This is a genomic window from Nitrosospira lacus (genome assembly GCF_000355765.4).
In the GTDB taxonomy this organism is placed as follows: domain Bacteria; phylum Pseudomonadota; class Gammaproteobacteria; order Burkholderiales; family Nitrosomonadaceae; genus Nitrosospira; species Nitrosospira lacus.
In genome coordinates, this window is sequence record NZ_CP021106.3 from 1,201,501 (window position 1) to 1,222,274 (window position 20,774).

The 20,774-nt window shown below is 53.2% G+C and carries 14 protein-coding genes; 7 read left to right on the top strand and 7 right to left on the bottom strand.

Translation table 11 applies throughout. The features are described 5' to 3' along the window. Positions 1-3: 3 nt before the first annotated feature. The gene (locus EBAPG3_RS05320; protein ID WP_004177315.1) at positions 4-1,620 is read right to left on the bottom strand and encodes a sensor domain-containing diguanylate cyclase; all 1,617 of its coding nucleotides are present in this window, start codon (positions 1,618-1,620) and stop codon (positions 4-6) included. 227 nt (positions 1,621-1,847) lie between these two features. Next, a complete protein-coding gene (gene mfd / locus EBAPG3_RS05325) occupies positions 1,848-5,309 on the bottom strand; it encodes a transcription-repair coupling factor (protein WP_004177313.1) in 3,462 nt (1,153 codons plus the stop codon). On the opposite strand from mfd, the gene EBAPG3_RS05330 reads away from it, so the two are divergent. Beyond that, positions 5,303-5,482, top strand: coding sequence for a hypothetical protein (locus tag EBAPG3_RS05330; protein ID WP_004177312.1), 180 nt, complete (start codon positions 5,303-5,305; stop codon positions 5,480-5,482). The genes mfd and EBAPG3_RS05330 overlap by 7 nt on opposite strands. A 33-nt stretch (positions 5,483-5,515) precedes the next feature. Here the strand turns inward: EBAPG3_RS05330 and recJ are convergent, their stop codons facing one another. Together recJ and EBAPG3_RS05340 are read right to left on the bottom strand one after the other, a co-directional pair. Further along, positions 5,516-7,336 carry a single-stranded-DNA-specific exonuclease RecJ gene (gene recJ / locus EBAPG3_RS05335; protein ID WP_004177310.1) on the bottom strand — a complete coding sequence of 607 codons (1,821 nt, stop codon included), beginning with the start codon at positions 7,334-7,336 and terminating at the stop codon, positions 5,516-5,518. A gap of 124 nt (positions 7,337-7,460) precedes the next feature. Next, positions 7,461-8,702 carry a DUF1207 domain-containing protein gene (locus tag EBAPG3_RS05340; protein WP_004177309.1) on the bottom strand — a complete coding sequence of 414 codons (1,242 nt, stop codon included), beginning with the start codon at positions 8,700-8,702 and terminating at the stop codon, positions 7,461-7,463. 452 nt (positions 8,703-9,154) lie between these two features. Between EBAPG3_RS05340 and EBAPG3_RS05345 the strand changes: the two genes are divergently transcribed. After that, entirely contained in the window at positions 9,155-9,487 is a 333-nt protein-coding gene (locus tag EBAPG3_RS05345) for a DMT family transporter (RefSeq protein ID WP_004177308.1), read from the top strand. A gap of 528 nt (positions 9,488-10,015) precedes the next feature. Here the strand turns inward: EBAPG3_RS05345 and EBAPG3_RS15260 are convergent. Beyond that, entirely contained in the window at positions 10,016-10,291 is a 276-nt protein-coding gene (locus EBAPG3_RS15260; protein WP_162494971.1) for a hypothetical protein, read from the bottom strand. A gap of 34 nt (positions 10,292-10,325) precedes the next feature. Between EBAPG3_RS15260 and EBAPG3_RS15265 the strand changes: the two genes are divergently transcribed. Then, positions 10,326-10,808 (top strand): PEP-CTERM sorting domain-containing protein, encoded by a 483-nt coding sequence (locus EBAPG3_RS15265; protein WP_162494972.1) that lies wholly within the window; start codon positions 10,326-10,328, stop codon positions 10,806-10,808. 92 nt (positions 10,809-10,900) lie between these two features. Here the strand turns inward: EBAPG3_RS15265 and EBAPG3_RS05360 are convergent, their stop codons facing one another. Both EBAPG3_RS05360 and queF read right to left on the bottom strand, forming a co-directional pair. Beyond that, the gene (locus EBAPG3_RS05360; protein ID WP_004174141.1) at positions 10,901-12,379 is read right to left on the bottom strand and encodes a transglycosylase SLT domain-containing protein; all 1,479 of its coding nucleotides are present in this window, start codon (positions 12,377-12,379) and stop codon (positions 10,901-10,903) included. Between the two features lie 129 nt (positions 12,380-12,508). Then, positions 12,509-12,928 (bottom strand): preQ(1) synthase, encoded by a 420-nt coding sequence (queF, locus tag EBAPG3_RS05365; protein ID WP_004174139.1) that lies wholly within the window; start codon positions 12,926-12,928, stop codon positions 12,509-12,511. 114 nt (positions 12,929-13,042) lie between these two features. On the opposite strand from queF, the gene smc reads away from it, so the two are divergent. The 4 genes from smc to galU are packed head-to-tail and all read left to right on the top strand — an operon-like array spanning position 13,043 to position 20,772. Next, the gene (smc, locus tag EBAPG3_RS05370; protein ID WP_004174137.1) at positions 13,043-16,585 is read left to right on the top strand and encodes a chromosome segregation protein SMC; all 3,543 of its coding nucleotides are present in this window, start codon (positions 13,043-13,045) and stop codon (positions 16,583-16,585) included. Positions 16,586-16,599: 14 nt separating this feature from the next. Then, positions 16,600-17,787: a cell division protein ZipA C-terminal FtsZ-binding domain-containing protein gene (locus EBAPG3_RS05375; RefSeq protein ID WP_227869275.1), complete on the top strand. Its 1,188-nt coding sequence runs from the start codon at positions 16,600-16,602 to the stop codon at positions 17,785-17,787. Next, entirely contained in the window at positions 17,788-19,875 is a 2,088-nt protein-coding gene (gene ligA, locus EBAPG3_RS05380; RefSeq protein ID WP_004174132.1) for an NAD-dependent DNA ligase LigA, read from the top strand. A gap of 12 nt (positions 19,876-19,887) precedes the next feature. Next, a complete protein-coding gene (gene galU, locus EBAPG3_RS05385) occupies positions 19,888-20,772 on the top strand; it encodes a UTP--glucose-1-phosphate uridylyltransferase GalU (RefSeq protein ID WP_004174127.1) in 885 nt (294 codons plus the stop codon). Positions 20,773-20,774: the final 2 nt, after the last annotated feature.

Consider the following 20,774-nt stretch of genomic DNA (forward strand, 5'->3'; position numbering starts at 1 on the left):
CCGTCAGGAGACACAGAAAGCTCGATTACGGCCAGCGTGCTTTGCCTCATAGAGCGCGCTATCGGCGCGAGCGAATACTGCTGTAGGTGTCATGTCGCCGGACTGGCACTGCACGACGCCGATACTTACCGTTACGGCAATTATCGAATCATTGGCACTATAACGCATGTTTTCCACCTGAGAGCGGATGCGCTCCGCTGTTTTCAGCGCCTGGTCCGTCGAGGTTTCCACCAGAATAATAATGAATTCATCGCCGCCATAGCGTGCCGCATAGTCGATACTGCGGATCGACTGAATGAGTATTCGGGCTACCGCTGTCAGGATCTCATCGCCAGTAATGTGGCCATATGTATCGTTGAGCGTTTTAAAGTAGTCGATATCCATCATTAATAACGTAAATTCTCGATGGGTGCGTTTGAAACGCGCGAGCTCATCGCTGAGGATCGCATCAAGTTTGCTGCGGTTGTACAAACCGGTAAGGCTATCCGTTATGGAGAGCGTTTCCAGCACCTGATTCTGCTGCTGCATGGCTTGATTGGCTGCCATAATCTCGGCGTGACTGTGGCGCAGCCTATCCGCCATTTGATTGAATACCTGCGTGAGATGCCCCAGCTCGTCGTTTCGCGTCGCAGTCAGCCGCACCTCAAGATCACCGCCGGCAATCCTGTCAGCCGCGCCGATCAGCCGTTGCAGTGGCCCAACAATCGAACGTCCCAATTGAAAGGCCACCGCTGCCACCACTATGACCAACGCGCCCACAAGCGCCAGAAACATATCGCGCAGCTCTACCCAGGTGCTATACACTTCTGCGCGATCACGTTCCGCAACTATGGTGACCGGCAGATTTTCGGGCACGTCGGCGAGTCCGATAACCTCCCGATGCGTCATTCCCTGGAAGACCAGGGACTCGCCGGGCTGCGCCTGCAAGCGTCGTAGCACCGGACCATCCAGTTGCTTCAGTTTATCCGCATCAATCTGGCTGCTGACAAGAATTCTTCCCTCCTGATCCAGCAGGAGCACCTCGCCGGGTGGCGATTTCATGGGGCTTTTCAGATGAGGCTGTAACGTGCGCAGGTCCAGCACAGCGACCAATGCACCCATTAGCAGATTGTCGTATGATAAAACCGGCACCGCGATGCTGAGCGTCGCGGTGGTGTATCGTTCATCCCAATGAGGAGGTATGATCACGAGGCCTTCCGTAAGGGAGTTTGGCGGCCACTCGTTTGGAAGCGTTACGGTGGCGGCCGTTACCCCACTGCTGGCGACAACCTGCCCGTTGGCATCCACTACCGTGAGTTCCCGCAGCGTGTCAAGCTTTGCCTGGACTGAACGCAGATAGTGCGCCAGGGCCTGCGGATTTTTAGTGGCCGAGTTCGCGCGGATTTTCGTTTGTGGGCGGGCAATCGCCGATAAGCCGTCGATGACCGCACTGGACGTGGACGATACGCGTACCTCATGGGCGCGTTTATCGATCCAGAGTTCTACTTCGCGGCTGGCATCGCTTGTCAGTGTACGGAGTTCACGAGTGACATTATCGCTGATTTGCGCCTCATTCTGCCGAAACGACAGCAATCCCAGTCCCAACGAGGGAATAAGCGTGGCGATGATGGCGAAGACCATTATTTTGCTTTTTATACTTTTAAACCACACCATGTGAATAAATATTTCTAAAATATCAAAATAGACGGGGGATGCCATACTCCGCAGGATAGTTTTTCCTGAAAGCGGCGATTGAGGGCTTGAAATTCTTCACTGAAAACAATCTTATAACGACTCTCAATGAAATATGCGCCGGTATTGAACGGGGAGGCGATGCGGGTTTTATGTATATTCATTTTACTGGATTTTCATTTACTTAATTCGACGATCAAGTTCTTTATTCGCCTTACCCGGTCCGCCACCCCCGCAATCTTTGCCTTTATTTTTAAGCGATCGGGGCCTGAAAGTTCATATTCGCGGCTGCGTTGAATAAGCGCGATGATTCTGGTGACGTCCACCGGTGGATCGGGGATAAACTGTACCTGGATATACTCAACGCCTGCCTCTATCCGGCTGATCCCCAATGGCTTGGCGGCGATGCGCAGGCGGTGGCAGTCCAGTAATGCTCTGACGGGATCCGGCAAAAGGCCGAAGCGGTCTATCAATTCACCCTGCATGTCATCCAGTTGTTCATCGTTTGCGCAATTGGCCAAGCGTTTGTACAGTACCAGGCGCTCATGCACATCGCTGCAATAGTCTTCCGGCAGCAGGGCGGGAACATGCAGGTTAATCTCGGTTGCGACCCCCAGCGGATGCTGGATATCGGGTTCTTTCCCTTCTTTCAATGATCGAACGGCGGCATCCAGCATGGTGGAGTAGAGGCTGAAGCCAATTTCCTGTATTTCGCCGCTTTGGGATTCGCCCAGTACTTCCCCGGCGCCCCGGATTTCCAGGTCGTGCATCGCGAGGTAAAAGCCCGCTCCCAATTCTTCCATTGTTTGAATGGCTTCAAGACGTTTTCTGGCTTGCGTGCCCAGCGCTTCGTCGTCCGGTACCAGAAGGTAGGCATAGGCCTGGTGATGTGAGCGGCCCACCCGCCCGCGCAACTGGTGCAATTGGGCGAGGCCAAATCTGTCCGCGCGATTGATGATGATGGTATTGGCAGTGGGGATGTCAATACCGGTTTCGATGATGGTCGTGCAAAGCAGCAGATTAAAACGCTGTTGATAGAAATCCTTCATTACGTGTTCCAGCTCGCGTTCACGCATTTGTCCATGAGCGATCTGTATGCGCGCTTCCGGTAACAATCGGGCAAGCTTGTCATGCATCGGCTGAATAGTGCCTATCTCGTTATGCAGAAAATATATCTGGCCGCCCCGTTTGAGTTCGCGCAGGCACGCTTCCCGGATGACCCCCTCGGAAAAACGGTTGACAAAAGTCTTGATTGCAAGCCGCCGCTGTGGCGCGGTGGCAATCACGGAAAAATCACGCAGGCCCTCCAGCGACATCGCAAGGGTGCGGGGAATAGGTGTCGCGGTAAGGGTGAGGACATCAACTTCAGCGCGCAGATTCTTCAGCTGTTCCTTCTGACGCACGCCAAAGCGATGTTCCTCGTCAATGATGACCAGACCCAGGTTTTTGAATTTTACCCCTTTCTGGATCAGTTTATGGGTGCCGATGACAATGTCCATTTGTCCGCTGGCCAGCCCGTTCAATGCCTGGGTTTGCTCCTTGACTGAACGGAAACGCGACAGTTCCGCGATTTTTATTGGCCACTCGTCCGCAATCAAACTGAAGCGATCGGAAAAATTCTGGAAATGTTGCTCGGCCAGTAGCGTGGTAGGCACCAGTACTGCCACCTGTTTGCCATCGGCAACAGCGACGAAGGCAGCGCGCAATGCCACTTCGGTCTTGCCAAAACCCACGTCGCCACAGATCAACCGGTCCATCGGTTGCCCTGAAGTCAGATCCTCGATCACTGCATTTATCGCAGCCGCCTGGTCGGGTGTTTCCTCGAAGCCGAAGCCTTCGACAAAGGCTTCATAGTCATGCCGCCTGAAGCCAAATGCATGACCCAGGCGAGCGTTACGCTGGGCATACAGATTGAGCAGTTCTGCGGCGGTATCGCGCACCTGCTGCATCGCCTTGCGCTTGGCTTTGTCCCATTGGCCGCTGCCGAGCTTATGCAGTGGTGCCGCTTCGGGCGCCGCCCCGCTGTATCGCCCGATAAGATGCAGTTGCGAAACCGGTACATAAAGCCGGTCTCCCCCCTCATATTCAAGCGATAAAAACTCTGTTGCGCCTTCTCCCACATCCATGCTTATCAGTCCAAGATAACGGCCGATACCATGTTGTTCATGTACCACTGGATCCCCGGACTTGATTTCGGAGAGATCACGCAGCATTGCATCACCCACCGCTGTGGTTTTGCGCGAATCACGTTCACGGCGGCCATGCAGATGCCTTGCGTAGAGTTCACTCTCGGTGATGAAGGCCATGCCTTCAGCGGAAAGTATAAATCCGTTATGCAGCGGCGCAACGCTGAGCATAAAAGGCTGGGTGCTCGTCAGAAATTGTGCATAGCTATCGCAAATATCGGGAGATAACCCATATTGCTTCAGATGATCGAGGATTAGCTCCCGTCTGCCAAGGCTTTCCGCCAGCAGCAATGTTCGCCCTGCGGGGAATTTGAAGCTGGCGGCGAATTCCGGAATAAATCCAGCAAGTCTTTCCGCGGGATTATCAGCGCGGCGGTCGATTTGCAGGGGCGGCAGCGAACGGGTCAAATTCTGGATATTGGGATTCGAGCCTTGAGTCTCGGATGGGATTTCAATACGAGGATAAGGTTTTAGCGCGCCGAAAAAAGCCTCCGTCGTGACAAACAGTTCTCCCGGTGGCAGGAGCGGCCGGTCATGGTCGCCGCGTAGCAGCTGATAACGGGATTGGGTGTCGTGCCAAAAATTCTCGACTGCGGGGTAGATATCATGGTGAAGACATAGCGGTGTCATGTGTGGCAAGTAGTCGAACAGTGTCGCAGTATGGGCGAAAAAGAGCGGCAGGTAATACTCGATACCCGCAGGCGCGGCACCTTTGCTTACATCCTTGTAAATGCGGCTTCTTGATGGATCGCCTTCAAATTTTTCGCGGAAATTGCTTCGAAAACAAGCGCGGCCCTCTTCGTCGAAAGGGAACTCACGCGCAGGCAATAATCGAATTTCGCTGACGGGATAGACGCTTCTCTGAGTATCCACGTCGAATGTGCGGATAGTTTCAATTTCGTTGTCCAGTAAATCAATGCGGTAAGGCAGCGGACTGCCCATCGGAAACAGATCGATCAGGCCACCACGCAAGCTATATTCCCCCGGTGAAAGCACTTGGGTGACATGCGTGTAGCCCGCCAGAGTCATCTGGCTGCGCAGCGCGCTTAAATTGAGCGTTTCTCCCCTCTTGAGAAAAAAGGTATGTGCGGCGAGATATTCTCGCGGCGGCATACGATATAGCGCAGTGGTGACGGGGACGATCAATATATCGCAAGCGCCGCTCATGAGCTGATAAAGCGTGGAGAGCCGTTCGGAAATCAGGTCATGGTGGGGTGAGAAAGTATCGTACGGCAGTGTTTCCCAATCCGGCAGCAGATGGATTCTTAGTTCGGGTGAAAAAAAAGGTATTTCTTCCAGCAATCTCTGTGCGGCCAGTGCGCTCGCCGTAATAATCGCTACCGGTTTTGCCTGCCGTGCCAGTTGGGCGAGAGCGAGCGCATCGCAAGAACCGTGAAAATGGGGATAGCGAATTGTTGATCTGGGCGCGGGAATCGTCAGCTTGAATGGCATCTGCGGATACTATTATCTATTGTCAACGGGCAGCGAATGATAAACGCCATCGCTCTACATTGAAAAGAAGTTTATACGTCAGTTATCAGCCTGGTTTCTTCATCACGATACACGGTGGCTGGCTGACCGTTGCAGGAAAAGGTGATCAACAGCTGATCAAGATCGAGGGGTGAATGTAAAATGGGCGCGCATCAAGGTTCTTGGCTTCAGGAAGCCAATGATAAGGCTTCAACTTTTGGATCGGATTCAGGGTGAAACCAATGATCCAGAATGAATTGCAGGGCGGAGACGCCGTTGAACTCATTCATTTCCAGCCTGTAAACAGCATCTATCGTTTCCGGAAGCGGGGAAGTATGGAAGAATAACATGGCGTCATAGAGAAGACCTGATTTGTTCAATCCCGGCTCTGCGGGTTGCGTTTCCTGTTTCCTCAGTTTTAGCTTCAGATGCTTCTCCCCCACTATGCGCTGCGTTTCCACCCGGAAGCGGGCAGTAAACGCGGGCTGGGTGAAGCCCTGTCCCCATACCTGTTCCGTAAGATGCCGCGCCAGCTCCGGACTCAATTCGGATTCACCCAGGCTGCCATCGGTTTCGATACTAAGCGTGAGATCAGCAGGGGTAAGCAACGCCTGTGCGATTTGCTCGAAAGCATCGCGAAATTTTTCAAAATCGCTGGCACGTACCGTCAGTCCCGCCGCCGCCGCGTGACCCCCAAACTTGAGCAGCAAGCCAGGATAACGCTTGGAGACCAGATCCAGTGAATCCCTCAGATGGAATCCCGTAATGGATCTTCCCGAACCTTTTATTTCACCATTGCTGCCAGGTGCAAATGCAATAACGGGGCGGTGAAATTTATCCTTCATGCGCGAAGCGAGTATACCGATCACGCCCTGGTGCCAACCGGGATCGAACAGGCTCAAGCTATGAGTTTTCGGAGTCTTGCCAGGAGCGATTTGCGCCGTATCAGGCGCATCCTGCGCGGAAAGCGCGGTCTCCAGCATGACCAGCGCGCTGTCCTGCATATTCGCTTCGATTTCCCGGCGTTGACGGTTAAGCGCGTCCAGTTGCAAAGCAATTTGCGAGGCGCGAGATTCGTCATCGGTGATGAGGCACTCAATACCCAGCGCCATATCGTCGAGCCGTCCCGCGGCATTCAATCTCGGCCCCAGCATGAAACCCAATTCGTAGGCGGAGGCCCGCCGGAAATCACGCCGCGCGACTTGCAGCAGGGCGTTGATACCCGCGCAGCCAAGTCCATTGCGGATGCGTTGCAGGCCTTGCCGCACCAGAATACGATTGTTCTCATCAAGTTTCACCACATCGGCCACGGTACCCAATGCGACAATATCAAGCAGGCTGGCCAGATTAGGTTCTTTTTGTGGAGGCGCAAATATTCCTCTGGCACGCAACGCCGCTCGCAGCGCCAGCATCAGATAAAATATCACTCCTACCCCGGCAAGGTGCTTACTGGGAAAATCGCAACCGCACTGATTGGGATTTACAATAACGGCGGCATCCGGCAGTTCATCCCCGGGCAGATGATGGTCGGTCACAAACACTTGCATGCCGAGGCGATTGGCTTCCGCTACACCTTCCACGCTGGCGATGCCATTATCTACCGTTATGAGGATGTCCGGGCGGGTCGCGGTGGCGGCGGCAAGCCGTACGATTTCCGGCGTGAGACCATAACCATATTCGAAACGATTGGGAACAAGATAATCCACCGTTGCGCCAAATTTCCTCAGCGCACGTATGCCAACAGCACAAGCAGTGGCGCCGTCCGAGTCATAATCGGCAACGATCAACAGGCGCTTCCGGGCAAGGATTGCGTCGGCCAGGCGTGCCGCCATGATGGAAACATTCTTGAGGCGCTCAAATGGAATCAGTCGCGACAGTGCTACGTCGAGTTGATCAGGCTCTTCGATGCCACGTGCGGCGTAGATGCGAGCCAATACCGGATGTAAGCCGTATCGGAGGAGCGCATCGAAGGCATGCGGCGGATAATTGCGAATGATGATGTTGGGCATGCGCTAGATGTTGAAACCTTTTTCCAGCATCTAGTATAACGCCTGCCGCTTTATACGTGCCTCTTGCCAGTAACCTGCGACGAGAAAGATTTCCTCGTCCTTCATTCATCCATATATATTGGACTTAAAAATGGTAGTGCGCTCCGATACCCAGATATTCGACCCTTTCCCTATAAAACTGGCCGGTTGGAGAATTGCCGTGAAAATATTCCACCAGGAACTGAAGCTTGCGCCCGAATGCCTGGAAATTATCGAACTGGAATCCGGCTCGGGCGGATACGTCGATGTTCCAATTGTTTTGTTCCCAGTTTTTCATATCGATCGCCAGAATCGGCCGCATTGCCGCAAAATCAATACGCCAAGGACTTCTGAATTCTATTCCATAGTGGATTACCCAAGGCTTGATTGTCGATGGCTGTTTATGAAAAATACCACCCCCTCCACCGTAAACCCGCACTCCATATGGAAGCTCGTACGAAAGCTTTAGATCAGCCCCCTCATAGCTAAGATTTATGCGCTCCAATCTGGTTCGCAGCAGGAACTCATCGCCAAGATGTGAGCTTTGATGGAAGATACGTCCAAAAGCAGAGAATTGACGCGCGCGAGCGCTCGCATAAACCGATGCAATAAAATCTGTATTGATGAGATCGGATGAGCGTGCATCCAGGTTAAAATCACTGAAGACGCCGGCCTGAAGACCTGTCTCCCATTGCACGGTGGACTTTCCCAGATTGGCCCGATAAAACGGTATCGTTTCACCGAAACTGACAGCCCCATTGTTATTTCCATCAATATTATTCCCGATATAGTTGCGATAGGCGGCTGAGAAGTGAGCCCACCGCGGATCAGCCAGTAATGGTTTAAACAAATGACCCGTGGGTAGAAAGCCTGTCGCAAAAACTGTTTCCGGTGAACCTTCGGGAGTGCTCCGGATACCAGGCGTTGAAGAATCGGCTATAACCTCCTGATTGGTGCTCGCCAGTCCTTTATCTGCTGCCTGCGTGATTTGGGGATTTGCGGTCATAACCTGCTTGTCGGTGCCTTCCAGCGCTGTCACACCGGTAACCCCAGGGATTTCCGATAATATCTGCAAAATTTGTACCCGGTCTTCAGGCGTTAAATCACCTACGGGTACAGTAATAACGCCATTTCGTACAACAAGGGAAGAGAAATCGAGTTTGAAATCCCGTTTGAGAATCCCTGCAGCATACCCCGCAATATAGGAATCATCAGGTATTGCGGCGCTGGCAATGGACGGATGAAATAGAACGATTGCAATGATGGGTAAAAACCATGAAGCATCCGCCATCTTTTTACCATAGGGCCTGAATAACCCGGAGAGTGCGAGCATTTTTTTTCTTGGCATTTTTCACCCCTTGACTTAAGTGATCTGGAAACGGTTTTTTTGGTTCAAGCGAACCGGTAACTAAAAAATGCTAATGAAAAGATGGGATTTGGTCGGTACGCTGCCACACATGGTTGTATTACCAATAATTAAAATTGCCGGCGCCAGGTTTCCTATTCGTGCCGGCCGATAATCCGATTTCGCAGCAGTCTATGATTTGTTTTGTTATGAATCGCGGGATGTTTCTACTCCGCTCAGCAGGAAGTGCGCAGCTTATGAAAAAGCATTCAGGTGAACAGCGGTCATCGTGTCGCCGAGGAAAGTGGCAGACTTCTTGCGAATTTTTGCTAAATCCAAGAAACTTGGTGACATGAATTCAATGTGACCTTTGTCCCCCGCTATTGCAAGTCTCTGTTTTGTTGGGGAGGTGATATCGGTTTTTTGGTCGGGGCCCGTCTGTCAGGAGCTCAGCAATGAAGCAGTGGCTTTTTCTCTCCGTCGCAATCGTCAGTGAGGTGGTGGCGACCTCCGCCTTGAAGGCGAGCAATGGTTTCACACGGTTATGGCCCTCGCTTTTGGTGGTGGCGGGTTACGGTATTGCCTTTTTCTTCCTGTCGTTGACCTTGCGCACTATTCCGGTGGGAGTCGCGTACGCCGTCTGGTCCGGTGCCGGCATCGTACTTATCACGCTCGTTGGCTGGCTGGTTTTTGGACAATCGCTCGATACCCCCGCTATCATTGGGCTGACGCTTATCATTGCCGGTGTAGTTGTTTTGCAGGCATTTTCCAAGTCGGCTATACATTAGCGACCTGACTCAAAGGAATTGGCGGACAAACCGTCTGGTCCCATATTTGCTGTTTTCCCGGCCATCAACTACCACTGACCTTCAAAGTCCTCAAAGTTTTCCTAACCCCTATCGCGTATTCGCCTGGATTCAAGTCCGGCGGGCTGCAAGGTGTACCAACGTCCAATTGTGTCCGCAGCTAAAGTTGCTACGATGCAAGCATGCTCAACGCTGGGTTTTAGCGTAAAAGCCTCTAGCATGCATCGGGATATTCATATCATGAACACCGCAAAATTCTTATTGTACTTAGCGGCCTCGCCGGTTGTTTTATTTTCGGCAAACGCCTACGCTGTGCCCATGTTGCGAGCCGATGTGGCGGGCGTCGCAGCTGAACATACTTTTTTCCCGAATTACAATGATGGCAGCATGGGTCGCACGGAGCCAGGTAACGTATTATTTCCTGTGAGTCCTTCCGTATGGAATGAGAATATCGACAGAAATAATCTGTTAGGTAATTTTATCGGACTCGATTTGCTTTATGGCCTCTACTCAGCCTTTGCAACGCCGTTGCTGAGCTCGCCCGCCGCCGGTTATACAACCTTCGATCTTCCCTTGGGCGAGATTGCCGCAAACGATGAAGATATTGGAGGGAGCGAGGATGAAAATACAATTGTTGGCTTTCTTGTCACCCTGAGCCTCGACCCGACGGACTGGAGACCCGTTGTAGAAATGCCGGGAGGCGCTGGCCAGCAGGCCCAATCGCATCACGCTGACAATCCCTCCCCGGTATTGCAACGGCAGAGAAACGAGTGCCTGCCACGGCATTATGGACGGTCGAAAAGGTTTGGTTTCCGGGAAGATGACCTTTGCGCCGGAGGGGGTGGTCTGGCTGGTGTGGGTGGCAGAAGGGGCGGCGGAGGGGCTGGCGGTGGTGGACTTGGGGGTGGGGTGCCTGGCGGCGGGGGCGGATCTGGAGGGGGAGGGTGGCCTGGGGGGTGGGGTGCCTGGCGGCGGGGGCGGATCTGGAGGGGGAGGGCCCGGAGCCGGCGGTGGACCCGGCGGTGGTGGACCGGGAGGGGGTGGCGGACCCGGCAATATTGAGCCCGGAGGAGGTAGCGGGCCTGGCGGTGGTGGACCTGGAGGAGAGGGTGATCCTGGCGGCGGTGATCCGGGTGTTGTCATTCCCGTCGAAGTGGGCGTAATTCCGGAGCCGGCGACGCTAATGCTTCTCTGCCTCGGCCTCGCGAGCATGTGCGCCGTGCGCAGCCGCAGGATAATTCACGTGCGCGAAAATCATTCTTCCGGGATTCGTGGCGGAATTGTCCGAGGAATTTCAAAATGAATCATTGCAGACAGCCACCCACAGTTCGTCTTTCTCGATCCAGCTATTATCTTACTTCGATTCTTCAAGCCCGGCGCGCAGTTAGCAGCACGTCACATACTTTTCTTTGCGGGGAGGGCACGTTTTTCTGATGAAGTGAATGGCATCGGGGTATGCTTGAGTAAGAGTTTCTGGCCGATGAGGAGTCGGTTGGTGCCATTATTCCATCCTTTTATTTGCGCCACGGTGACTCCGTAACGCTGGGCGATACCGAATAGCGCATCACCTTTTTTCACGGTATAGACGAGATCACGTTCGAATATTCTTGATGCAGCGGGTTTGTTGTTCATGATGGAAATATCCGCACCATCAGCGCGACCGTTAAACGGTACCAACAACGTCTGGCCCGGTATTATCCCGGCGTGTCCGTAAATATCGTTGATTTCTTTTAGCCGTTGCACGCTGATGCCGTACCGTGCCGAAATTTTTTCGGCGGTTTCTCCTTTTTTTGCCTGGTAAGCCTGCCACGATACCAGAGGCTTGTCATGATTCTTCAGATTCTGGGTAAAAGTGTCCACTTTATCCACCGGGAGCAACAGAATGCGGGATCCATTCACATTTATGACAGGCCGATTGTGGGCCGGATTAAGCGCGTTAAACTCATCCACGGAAATGTCCGCAAGCTTTGCCGCCAGTTTTACATCCATATGGCGAGTTGCGGCGACTTCCTCAAAGTAAGGCTGGTTGGGAACGGACTCGAGCTCAATACCAAAGATTGCGGGATTGGAGATGATATTTTTAATGGCGATCAATCGGGGAACATAGCTCTGGGTTTCGGGTGGCAGGCTGATATTTCGAAAATCCGTCGGCAACCCATTGTCGCGGTTTTTCATGAGTGAGCGCCCCACAGCCCCCTCACCCCAGTTGTATGAAGCCAGCGCGAGCTCCCAGTCGCCAAACATGCCGTAGAGGTTCTGTAAATAATCCAGTGCGGCGCGGGTCGCCGCGACAATGTCCCGTCTGTCATCATGCCACCAATTTTGTTTTAAGCCGTAGTTCTTGCCGGTGGATGGAATAAACTGCCAAATGCCGGAGGCATGGCTACGAGAATAAGCCTTGGGGTTGAAAGCGCTTTCGATAATGGGCAGCAACGCAATTTCGGCAGGCATGCGGCGGCGCTCTACTTCTTCAACAATATGAAATAGGTAGCGTTTGCTGCGTTCGATAATGCGCTTCACGTATTCCGGGTGGTTGACGTAGAAATCCTCCCCATTGCGCACCTCATCGCTATCCATTTCAGCCAGGGCGAAGCCGTTGCGTATACGTTCCCATAGATCGGCCGGAGCCGCGGATATCGCGGCGGCAGAATCATCCGCTTTGTTTGCGTTGTCGGAGGGTGCGTCGGTTTTGCTTTCCGCGACGGAAACATTCTCGGATTGTTCGCGTGCTTCCGCCGGCATCGATTGAGAGATTGGCCGTTCAGCGGGTTCCGTCGCATATGCCGTGAAATTTGCGGTTGACAGCGCCAGGCTGGTCAGCAGGAGTACTACAGATTGCTTTATTCGCGGGCTTCGGGCGAGTGATGTGGCCATCCCGTAAGACTTGTAACCTTGAATGTGGCGTAGGGTGATTTTCAAAATAGGGTACGGTAATGCGGTTTGCCGATGACATTAATATGTATGAATAAAACGCGGAATCTCCATTGCTGCTCCATGGCAAATTTATCCGCGTGTTGTAGACTGACCCTCAAACTTACCCAGGTCTACTGCCGGTAAAGGTTTCCATCCCGATTTGCGGTGTTCCGCGACGATGGTGGTGAAAATTCCGCCGCGCACAAAAAATTTGGCGGCAAGACGCAGGTATCTTGGCTTCAGCACAGCGGTCAGATCATCGACAATACGGTTCGTAACTGCTTCATGGAACGCGCCTTCGTTACGATAAGACCAGATATAAAGCTTAAGACTCTTGAGCTCGATGCACTTTTTGTCCGGAATGTAGTCGAGGATCAGAGTGGCGAAATCCGGTTGTCCAGTCTTCGGACAGAGGCAGGTAAACTCCGGAACTTCCATGTGGATATGGTAATCTCGCGCCGGTGTGGGGTTGGGGAAGATTTCCAGTTCTTTTGTGGGACGACTGGGCATTCTCTTATCTCGGTCAAATCGGTTAGAATGGTCTGCTCCCCGGTAGATCTTTCGGGAATAACGTTAAGATTGTACCTTGGGGCTGCACAATTATAACTGTTTGCGAACGATAAATTGCGTCTCTCTCATATCAAGCTCGCCGGTTTTAAATCCTTTGTTGATCCCACAGAAATTCCCGTTCCCGGGGATCTGGTCGGGGTTGTGGGCCCAAATGGATGCGGAAAATCCAATGTAATCGATGCAGTGCGCTGGGTTCTGGGCGAATCGCGGGCATCCGCATTACGCGGCGAATCCATGCAAGACGTTATTTTCAACGGTTCCGCCAGTCGTAAACCGGTCGGACGCGCAAGCGTGGAGCTGATGTTTGACAATAGTCTCGGCAAGGCGGCGGGGCAGTGGTCGAGCTATGCGGAGATTTGTATCAAGCGTGTGTTACAGCGGGATGGCGAGTCAACTTACCATATCAATAACATTCATGTACGCCGCCGTGACATTGCCGATATTTTTCTCGGTACCGGCTTAGGCGGGCGTGGCTACGCCATAATCGAGCAGGGCATGATCTCTCGCATTATTGAGGCAAAGCCCGAGGAGTTGCGTGTATTTCTTGAAGAGGCGGCAGGGATATCAAAATACCGCGAGCGTCGCCGCGAAACGGAATCGCGTCTGGCAGATACGCGCGAAAACCTTTTGCGGATGAGCGATATTTGCCAGGAACTGCAAAAGCAGTTGCTGCATCTGGAGGAGCAGGCAAGGGTTGCCTGCCAGTTCAAAGATATGACGGCCCGGCTGCACCTGGCGCAGAATCTATTGTGGCGGGCTCGCAAGCAGGAAGCCGCCATGCAGCGTACCGCCGCTGAAAAAGAGTCCCAGTCTCTGCAAACGGCCCTCGAATTCGAAACCGCGAACCTGCGCGACGCGGAAAAGCGCCTGGAAGACAAGCGTGCTCAGCATTATGCCATCGGTGACAACCTGCATGAGGCGCAGGGCGAGCTTTACGCTGCCAACGCAGAAGTTGCTCATATCGAACAGCAGATACGGCATTTGCGCGAGAATCATCAGCGAATGGAACAACAGATCGGTATGGTCAGGAGCCAGCTTGAGCATCATGAAAAGCAAGCGGAGGATGCGGGTGACAGCTTAAATCATTGGCATGGAGAGCTTGAACGCGCACGCCTGGCTCGCGAGGCCGGCAAGCAAAAAGCCGAGATGGAGAATGAGAAATTGCCGCGGGCGGATTCCGTTTTTCGCTTGTGCCGGGAAAAACTGGCAGAAACTCAGCGTAACCTGCTTCTGGTGGAACAGGCCGGGCAATTGGAAGGAAGCCATCGTGCTCATGCCGAAAAGACCTTCGAGCAGCTTGAAATGCGCCGCACGAAACTAATGGTGGAGCGAGGCGCCCTGCCCCAGCCAAATGCCGAAGAGTTATCTCATTTACACGGGGAGACGGAAAGTACCGCAACCGGCCTGAAACAGAAACAGGAAGTGCTCGCACAAACCGAAAACCTGTTGCTGGCCGCGAACGAGGTCCAGCGTGAATTGGCGCGGAAAGTACAGGCGTTGGAGCAACAGATTACTCAGGCGGAAGCCCGCTTCAACGCCTTGCAGCGCCTACAGCATCGGCTCGAGGGCAGCCAGGGATTAAATGCATGGCTTGTCAAGCATCAACTGGATTCGGTGCCGCGTTTATGGCAGGGCATCCAGATCGAGAAAGGGTGGGAAGACGCGCTCGAAGCGGTGCTGCGCGAGCGCCTTAACAGTGCATGGCTAGAACGATTGGAGGCGGCGCATGACTGGGTCGATGATTCGCCTCCCGGGAAGTGGGCGTTATTTGAGTGCCCGAGATTGCCGGTACGGAGCGAGCAGGCAATCGACATGGTGGAGGACAGGGAAGGCTGGATACCGCTACACCGATATCTGACTTGCGACAATGCGGGAATAAAACCTGTATTGGATGAATGGTTAAGCGGGATATTTGTGATAGAAGGGGTGCGGGACGGCCTTTCGCAACGAACGAAACTGTCTCCCGGTGAAACGCTGGTCACTCGCGAGGGTCATATTTTTACGCATCACAGCCTTACTTATTATGCGCCCGATTCCCAATTACATGGGGTGTTGGTGCGGCAGCGGGAGATGGCTCAGATTAAAATCGAAACAGACGCGCTGAGGGCCATCCTCTCCGACGAGGGATACGCCCTGGAGGCCGCGCAAGAAGATTGCCGGGAACTGGAATCATCTGTTTCGCGCCTACGTTATGATGCTGGGCAACTTCAGCAAGAGCATCATAATGCGCAAATACAGGCATTGAAGCTTACTGAGCTAGTCGAGCGTGCCAACCAGCGCCGGAGTCAAATCGATAGCGAACTGGCGGAAATCGATCACCAGGCGGTCGTGGAAACCGCCCGGGTGCGGGTTGCCGAAACAAAGCTGGCGGAATATCGAATCCAGATTGAAGTTCTGCGGGAGCAGGTGAAAAGCGAACAGCTGGCGGCGGAAGCGGCGGAGCAGCTTCTAAACGCCCAGCGCCAGCTCGCGCAGAATGCGGTGAAGGAAGTACAGGAAACCATCTTTCATGAAAAAACCTGCCAGAATAAAATTCACGAGGTAGAGAATTCTGTCCAACGCATCAACGAGAATACCGTTGAGCTCAGGGACAATCTGGAAAAATTGCAGAATGATCAAAGCGGTTTTGACGAAACCCCGCTGAATAATCGCCTCCAGGAATGGTTGTCATTGAGAGAACAGCGGGAGCGGAAACTGGCAGCGGTACGTAATATCCTGGAAGGCGCGTCCAATGATTTGCGCGGAATAGAGCAAGAGCGCCTGACTGCCGAACAAAAGTTGCATCCGTTGCGGGAATCCATTAACAATGCTCGCCTCAAGGAGCAGGAAGCCAGGATTACCGAGAATCAGTTTAGCGCGCAATTAAAAGAGGTTGGGGCAAACGAAGAGGAATTGATGCAAATGCTTGGGAAAATGCGGCCTTCCTCCTTGCAGGCTGATATTAACGGCCTCAACATCGAGCTCGCCGCCCTGGGTGCGGTCAATCTTGGCGCGTTGGAGGAGTTGCAATCTGCCCAGGCACGTAAAACCTATCTTGATTCCCAATCCCAGGATTTGAAAGAAGCGGTGGAGACTCTGGAAAATGCAATTCGACGGATAGATCGTGAAACCCGCGAACGTCTGCTGGAAACGGTTGATAAAGTCAACGGGCATCTGAACGAATTGTTTCCCACCATGTTCGGTGGTGGACAAGCAAAGCTGATATTGAAGGGTGAGGAGATTCTTGATTCGGGGGTACAGATCTTTGCGCAACCACCGGGTAAGAAGAACAGCTCCATTCATTTGCTGTCTGGCGGTGAAAAAGCCCTGTCAGCGCTGGCGCTGGTGTTCTCATTGTTCCAGTTGAATCCGGCTCCATTCTGTCTGCTAGATGAGGTGGATGCGCCGCTCGATGACAGCAATACCGAACGTTTCTGTAATCTTGTAAAGAAAATGTCGCGTCATACCCAGTTTGTATTTATCAGCCATAATAAGATCACGATGGAGATGGCGCAACAACTGATAGGTGTCACCATGCAGGAGCAGGGTGTCTCGCGCGTGGTTGCGGTAGAGATCGAAGAAGCCGTCAGACTGAGCGATGCAGCCATGGCGACCTGACCGGCATGGCGGACATGAGCGAATTGCAGATCAGCCTGATCGCCATTGGTTTCGTGGTGGTACTTGGTGTGGTTCTCTTTAACTGGATGCAGCAGCGCCGCTACCGGCGGGGCGCGGAAGAGGCATTTGCGCGCAAACACGAGGATGTGCTGTTAAAAGCGGATACTTCTGTCGCAGAAGATGAACGCGTCGAACCGCAACTCGGTAAGGAGTTATTGCGGGAATTGCAGGGAGAGCCGGAGGCGGAACCTCAGTTGATGGAAATTCCCCAGCCGGATCTGAGCATTATCTCCGCAGGGCCCGATGACTCGGTTACATCAGCCGGTTCGATCACATTAGCCGGTTCGGCCGCATCGCATGAAATACCTGTCGGTCATGTCGATGTCATGGACACGGTTGATTATATCGCTAATATCCGTGCCCAGACATCTATCGCAGATGCGGAGTTGGCAGAGGTATTGCAGCGGAAATTCGATTTCAGCAAACCGGTGCGATGGCTGGGGCAAAGGAATGCAGATACGGCTTGGGAAGAAATTACGATAGAGAAAATCGGCAAGGGTGGCTTTATTGGCTTGAAGGGTTGCCTGCAACTTGCAGATCGTGCCGGTCCCGTGAGCGAAGTAAGTTTGTCCGAGTTCCATGACATGGTGCAAAACTTCGCGACGCGCGTGAATGCGGTCGCGGACTGTCCCAATGTCCGCCAGGCATACGCGCTGGCGCTATCGCTGGATCAATTCTGCGCGGAGGTGGATGTCATGATAGGCATCAATATTATCAGCCGGGATAATAGTGTATTTACGGGTGCCAAGATCCAGGTTTTAGCGGAAGCATCGGGTTTCAAATTGGGAACGAATGGTATATTCAGTTACCGCGATGAAAATAATTCCTTATTGTTTTCCCTCAACAATCATGAATCATCTCCATTTCTTCCCGATAGCGTGCGAACGATCACTACTCATGGCATTACTTTTCTGCTTGATGTGCCTCGCGTCGCCAACGGCGAAAAAATCTTTGACGAGATGACGCATCTTGCCGAGATTTTTTCCGATGCCTTGGGGGGTATGATGGTTGATGATAATCATACGCCCCTGAGTGATAGCGGTATCGGCAAAATCAAACAGCAGTTGAGCGCCATTCAAGCCCTCATGCAGGCTCGCAAGATTCCGGCTGGCAGCGAGATTGCGCTGAGGCTGTTTGCGTGAATGAATATCCCGGATCGCCTCCGGCGCCAGGCCCGGAACCTGCGCAATGCCATCGAGCTGCACAACTACAATTATTTCGCGCTGGATGCACCCACCATTCCGGATGCGGAATACGATAAGCTGTTTCGTGAATTACAGGAACTTGAGCAACGCTATCCCCAGCTCATTACGCCGGATTCTCCCACCCGTCGCATGGGGGCCGCGCCGCTCAAGGAGTTTCCGAAAATTGTTCATCGCACCCCCATGCTCTCGCTCGGTAACGCATTCGAGGCGGCGGAGGTGGAGGCATTCGACCGCCGTGTGCGTCAGACTCTGCGGGTGGAAAGTGTGGAATACGCGGTGGAACCAAAATTTGATGGGCTTGCCGTTAGCCTTTGGTACGAGAATGGGATATTTACGACCGGCGCGACCCGTGGCGATGGATACATCGGCGAAGATGTTACTTTGAATTTGCGTACCGTCAAGTCTATTCCGCTGCATCTGCATGGCGGCTTGAGCAGCGATTCCCCGCCTGCCCTGCTCGAGGTGCGAGGCGAAGTGCTGATGCTGAAAGCGGATTTCGAGAAACTTAACCGGCAACAGCGTGAAAGAAATGAACGAGAATTCATCAATCCTCGCAATGCTGCGGCCGGTTCGCTGCGGCAACTCGATCCCGGTATTACCGTTACTCGCAGGCTTACTTTCTTTGCGTACGGCATTGGCGCGGGTACGGATGGAGATGTGCCGCGTGATAAACAAAGCCGCGTAATGGACTATCTTGAGTCGCTGCGTTTCCCGGTGGCGCGTGAGCGTAGCGTGGTGAATGGTGTGGCGGCATTGCTGGAATATCACCAGGAGATAGGAGGAAGGCGTGAATGCCTGCCTTACGACATAGATGGCACAGTATATAAAGTAAATGATCTGGCGCAGCAGGAACAGCTCGGATTTGTTTCCCGGGCTCCCCGATTCGCCGTGGCGCACAAATTTCCGGCACAGGAAGCAGTAACCGAAGTGCTGGGAATCAATGTGCAAGTGGGCAGAACCGGCACGTTGACCCCGGTCGCGCGATTGAAGCCGGTATTTGTGGGGGGTGTCACCGTAACTAACGCGACACTGCACAATGAGGATGAAATCAGGCGAAAGGATGTGATGATCGGCGATAGCGTGATTGTGCGGCGGGCGGGTGACGTGATTCCCGAAGTGGTGGCGGTGCAGAAGGAGAAACGATCGGCCCATGTCAAGTCCTTTATCATGCCCGATCACTGTCCTGTTTGCGGTGCGAAAGCAGTGCGCTTGCCTGGGGAAGCAGTGACGCGCTGTACCGGTGGTCTGTTTTGTCCGGCACAACGAAAGCAGGCGATTCTGCATTTTGCATCGCGCCGGGCCATGAATATCGATGGCCTGGGAGACAAGCTCGTAGAGCAACTGGTGGATAATGCCATTATCAGAACCCCCGCGGATCTATATAGACTGGGCATTACCGCGCTTGCGGCCCTGGAGCGTATGGCGGAAAAATCGGCGGGCAACATAATAAACGCTATCGAGAAAAGCAAGCACACCACGCTGGCCAGGTTCATTTATTCACTGGGTATCCGCAACGTTGGTGAGACTACCGCCAAAGACCTTGCCCGGTATTTTGGAAATCTCGATCGATTGATGGCGGCGGATAGGGAAGTCTTGCAGCAAGTCCCGGATATCGGCCCGGTGGTGGCCGAGAGCATTGCCGATTTTTTTGCCGAGCGGCACAATCTCGAAGTCATCGAGCAATTGCGTGCCGGGGGCGTACAGTGGGAAGAAGGCTCGGGCACGCAGCAGGCGGAGGCCGGCTCCGGTGTCAGCCTTGGCAAGCTCGGAGGCAAAACTTTCGTATTGACCGGAACCCTGCCTCATCTTTCCCGGGAAGATGCCAAGAAAAAGATCGAGGCTCTGGGGGGGAAGGTCTCGGGGAGCGTTTCGAAAAAAACCAACTATATAGTGGCCGGTGCCGATCCTGGCAGCAAATATGATAAGGCGGTCGAGCTGCGGATAATCATTCTCGATGAGGCGGGGCTGTTACAATTAATGGAGGATTCACAGACTGATGGACGTTCAATTTCCGAAAATCCTTAATCAAGTAAGCTTATGCCAAAAATAACCAAGGCCGTTTTCCCTGTAGCGGGTATGGGTACCCGTTTTCTGCCAGCCACCAAGGCCAGTCCCAAGGAAATGATGCCTATCGTGGATAAACCGCTGATTCAGTACGCGGTGGAGGAGGCCATTGCGGCGGGTATTACAGAAATGATTTTCATTACGGGACGTAACAAGCGCGCAATCGAAGATCACTTCGATAAGGCTTACGAAATGGAAACGGAACTGGAAGCACGGGGCAGGCACGAGACGCTGAGGGTACTCCGGAGCATTCTCCCGAAGAATATTTCCTGTATCTATATCCGGCAGTCGGAAGCCCTGGGTTTGGGTCATGCGGTATTATGCGCGCGTCCCGCGGTGGGTAACGAGCCATTCGCGGTGCTACTGGCGGACGACTTGCTGGCCGGTGATGAACCAATCATGCAGCAGATGGCCGGCGTATATGAACAAAATGGCTGTTCGATACTGGCTGTACAAAATGTCGAACCGGCCGACACGGTGAATTACGGTATTGTGAAATGCGGGCCGGGAATGAATCGACTTCATCCTATTACAGGTATTGTGGAAAAACCTCAGCCTGAGAAAGCACCCTCGACCCTGGGCGTGGTGGGTCGTTATATTCTTACGCCAAAAATTTTTAGTCATCTGGAACGAATTGAACCGGGCGCGGGTGGAGAAATTCAGTTGACTGACGGCATAGCATCGCTGTTACAGGAAGAACGGGCGCTGGCTTACGAATTCTCCGGAATCCGTTACGATTGCGGAACCAAGATAGGCTATCTCAAGGCGACTATTGCGCTGGGGCTTGCGCATCCTGAAGTAGGCAGGGAGTTTGCGGAATATCTGGATACGTACGGCCACCGGAACCCTTCTGCCTGATT

Excerpts from the sequence above, each read along its gene's own strand:
- EBAPG3_RS05320 (WP_004177315.1), bottom strand. The coding sequence starts at position 1,620 with ATGGTCTTCGCCATCATCGCCACGCTTATTCCCTCGTTGGGACTGGGA.
- EBAPG3_RS05330 (WP_004177312.1), top strand. The coding sequence starts at position 5,303 with ATGGCATCTGCGGATACTATTATCTATTGTCAACGGGCAGCGAATGAT.
- mfd (WP_004177313.1), bottom strand. The coding sequence starts at position 5,309 with ATGCCATTCAAGCTGACGATTCCCGCGCCCAGATCAACAATTCGCTAT.
- recJ (WP_004177310.1), bottom strand. The coding sequence starts at position 7,336 with ATGCCCAACATCATCATTCGCAATTATCCGCCGCATGCCTTCGATGCG.
- EBAPG3_RS05340 (WP_004177309.1), bottom strand. The coding sequence starts at position 8,702 with ATGCCAAGAAAAAAAATGCTCGCACTCTCCGGGTTATTCAGGCCCTAT.
- EBAPG3_RS05345 (WP_004177308.1), top strand. The coding sequence starts at position 9,155 with ATGAAGCAGTGGCTTTTTCTCTCCGTCGCAATCGTCAGTGAGGTGGTG.
- EBAPG3_RS15260 (WP_162494971.1), bottom strand. The coding sequence starts at position 10,291 with ATGCCGTGGCAGGCACTCGTTTCTCTGCCGTTGCAATACCGGGGAGGG.
- EBAPG3_RS15265 (WP_162494972.1), top strand. The coding sequence starts at position 10,326 with ATGACCTTTGCGCCGGAGGGGGTGGTCTGGCTGGTGTGGGTGGCAGAA.
- EBAPG3_RS05360 (WP_004174141.1), bottom strand. The coding sequence starts at position 12,379 with ATGGCCACATCACTCGCCCGAAGCCCGCGAATAAAGCAATCTGTAGTA.
- queF (WP_004174139.1), bottom strand. The coding sequence starts at position 12,928 with ATGCCCAGTCGTCCCACAAAAGAACTGGAAATCTTCCCCAACCCCACA.
- EBAPG3_RS05375 (WP_227869275.1), top strand. The coding sequence starts at position 16,600 with ATGAGCGAATTGCAGATCAGCCTGATCGCCATTGGTTTCGTGGTGGTA.
- ligA (WP_004174132.1), top strand. The coding sequence starts at position 17,788 with ATGAATATCCCGGATCGCCTCCGGCGCCAGGCCCGGAACCTGCGCAAT.
- galU (WP_004174127.1), top strand. The coding sequence starts at position 19,888 with ATGCCAAAAATAACCAAGGCCGTTTTCCCTGTAGCGGGTATGGGTACC.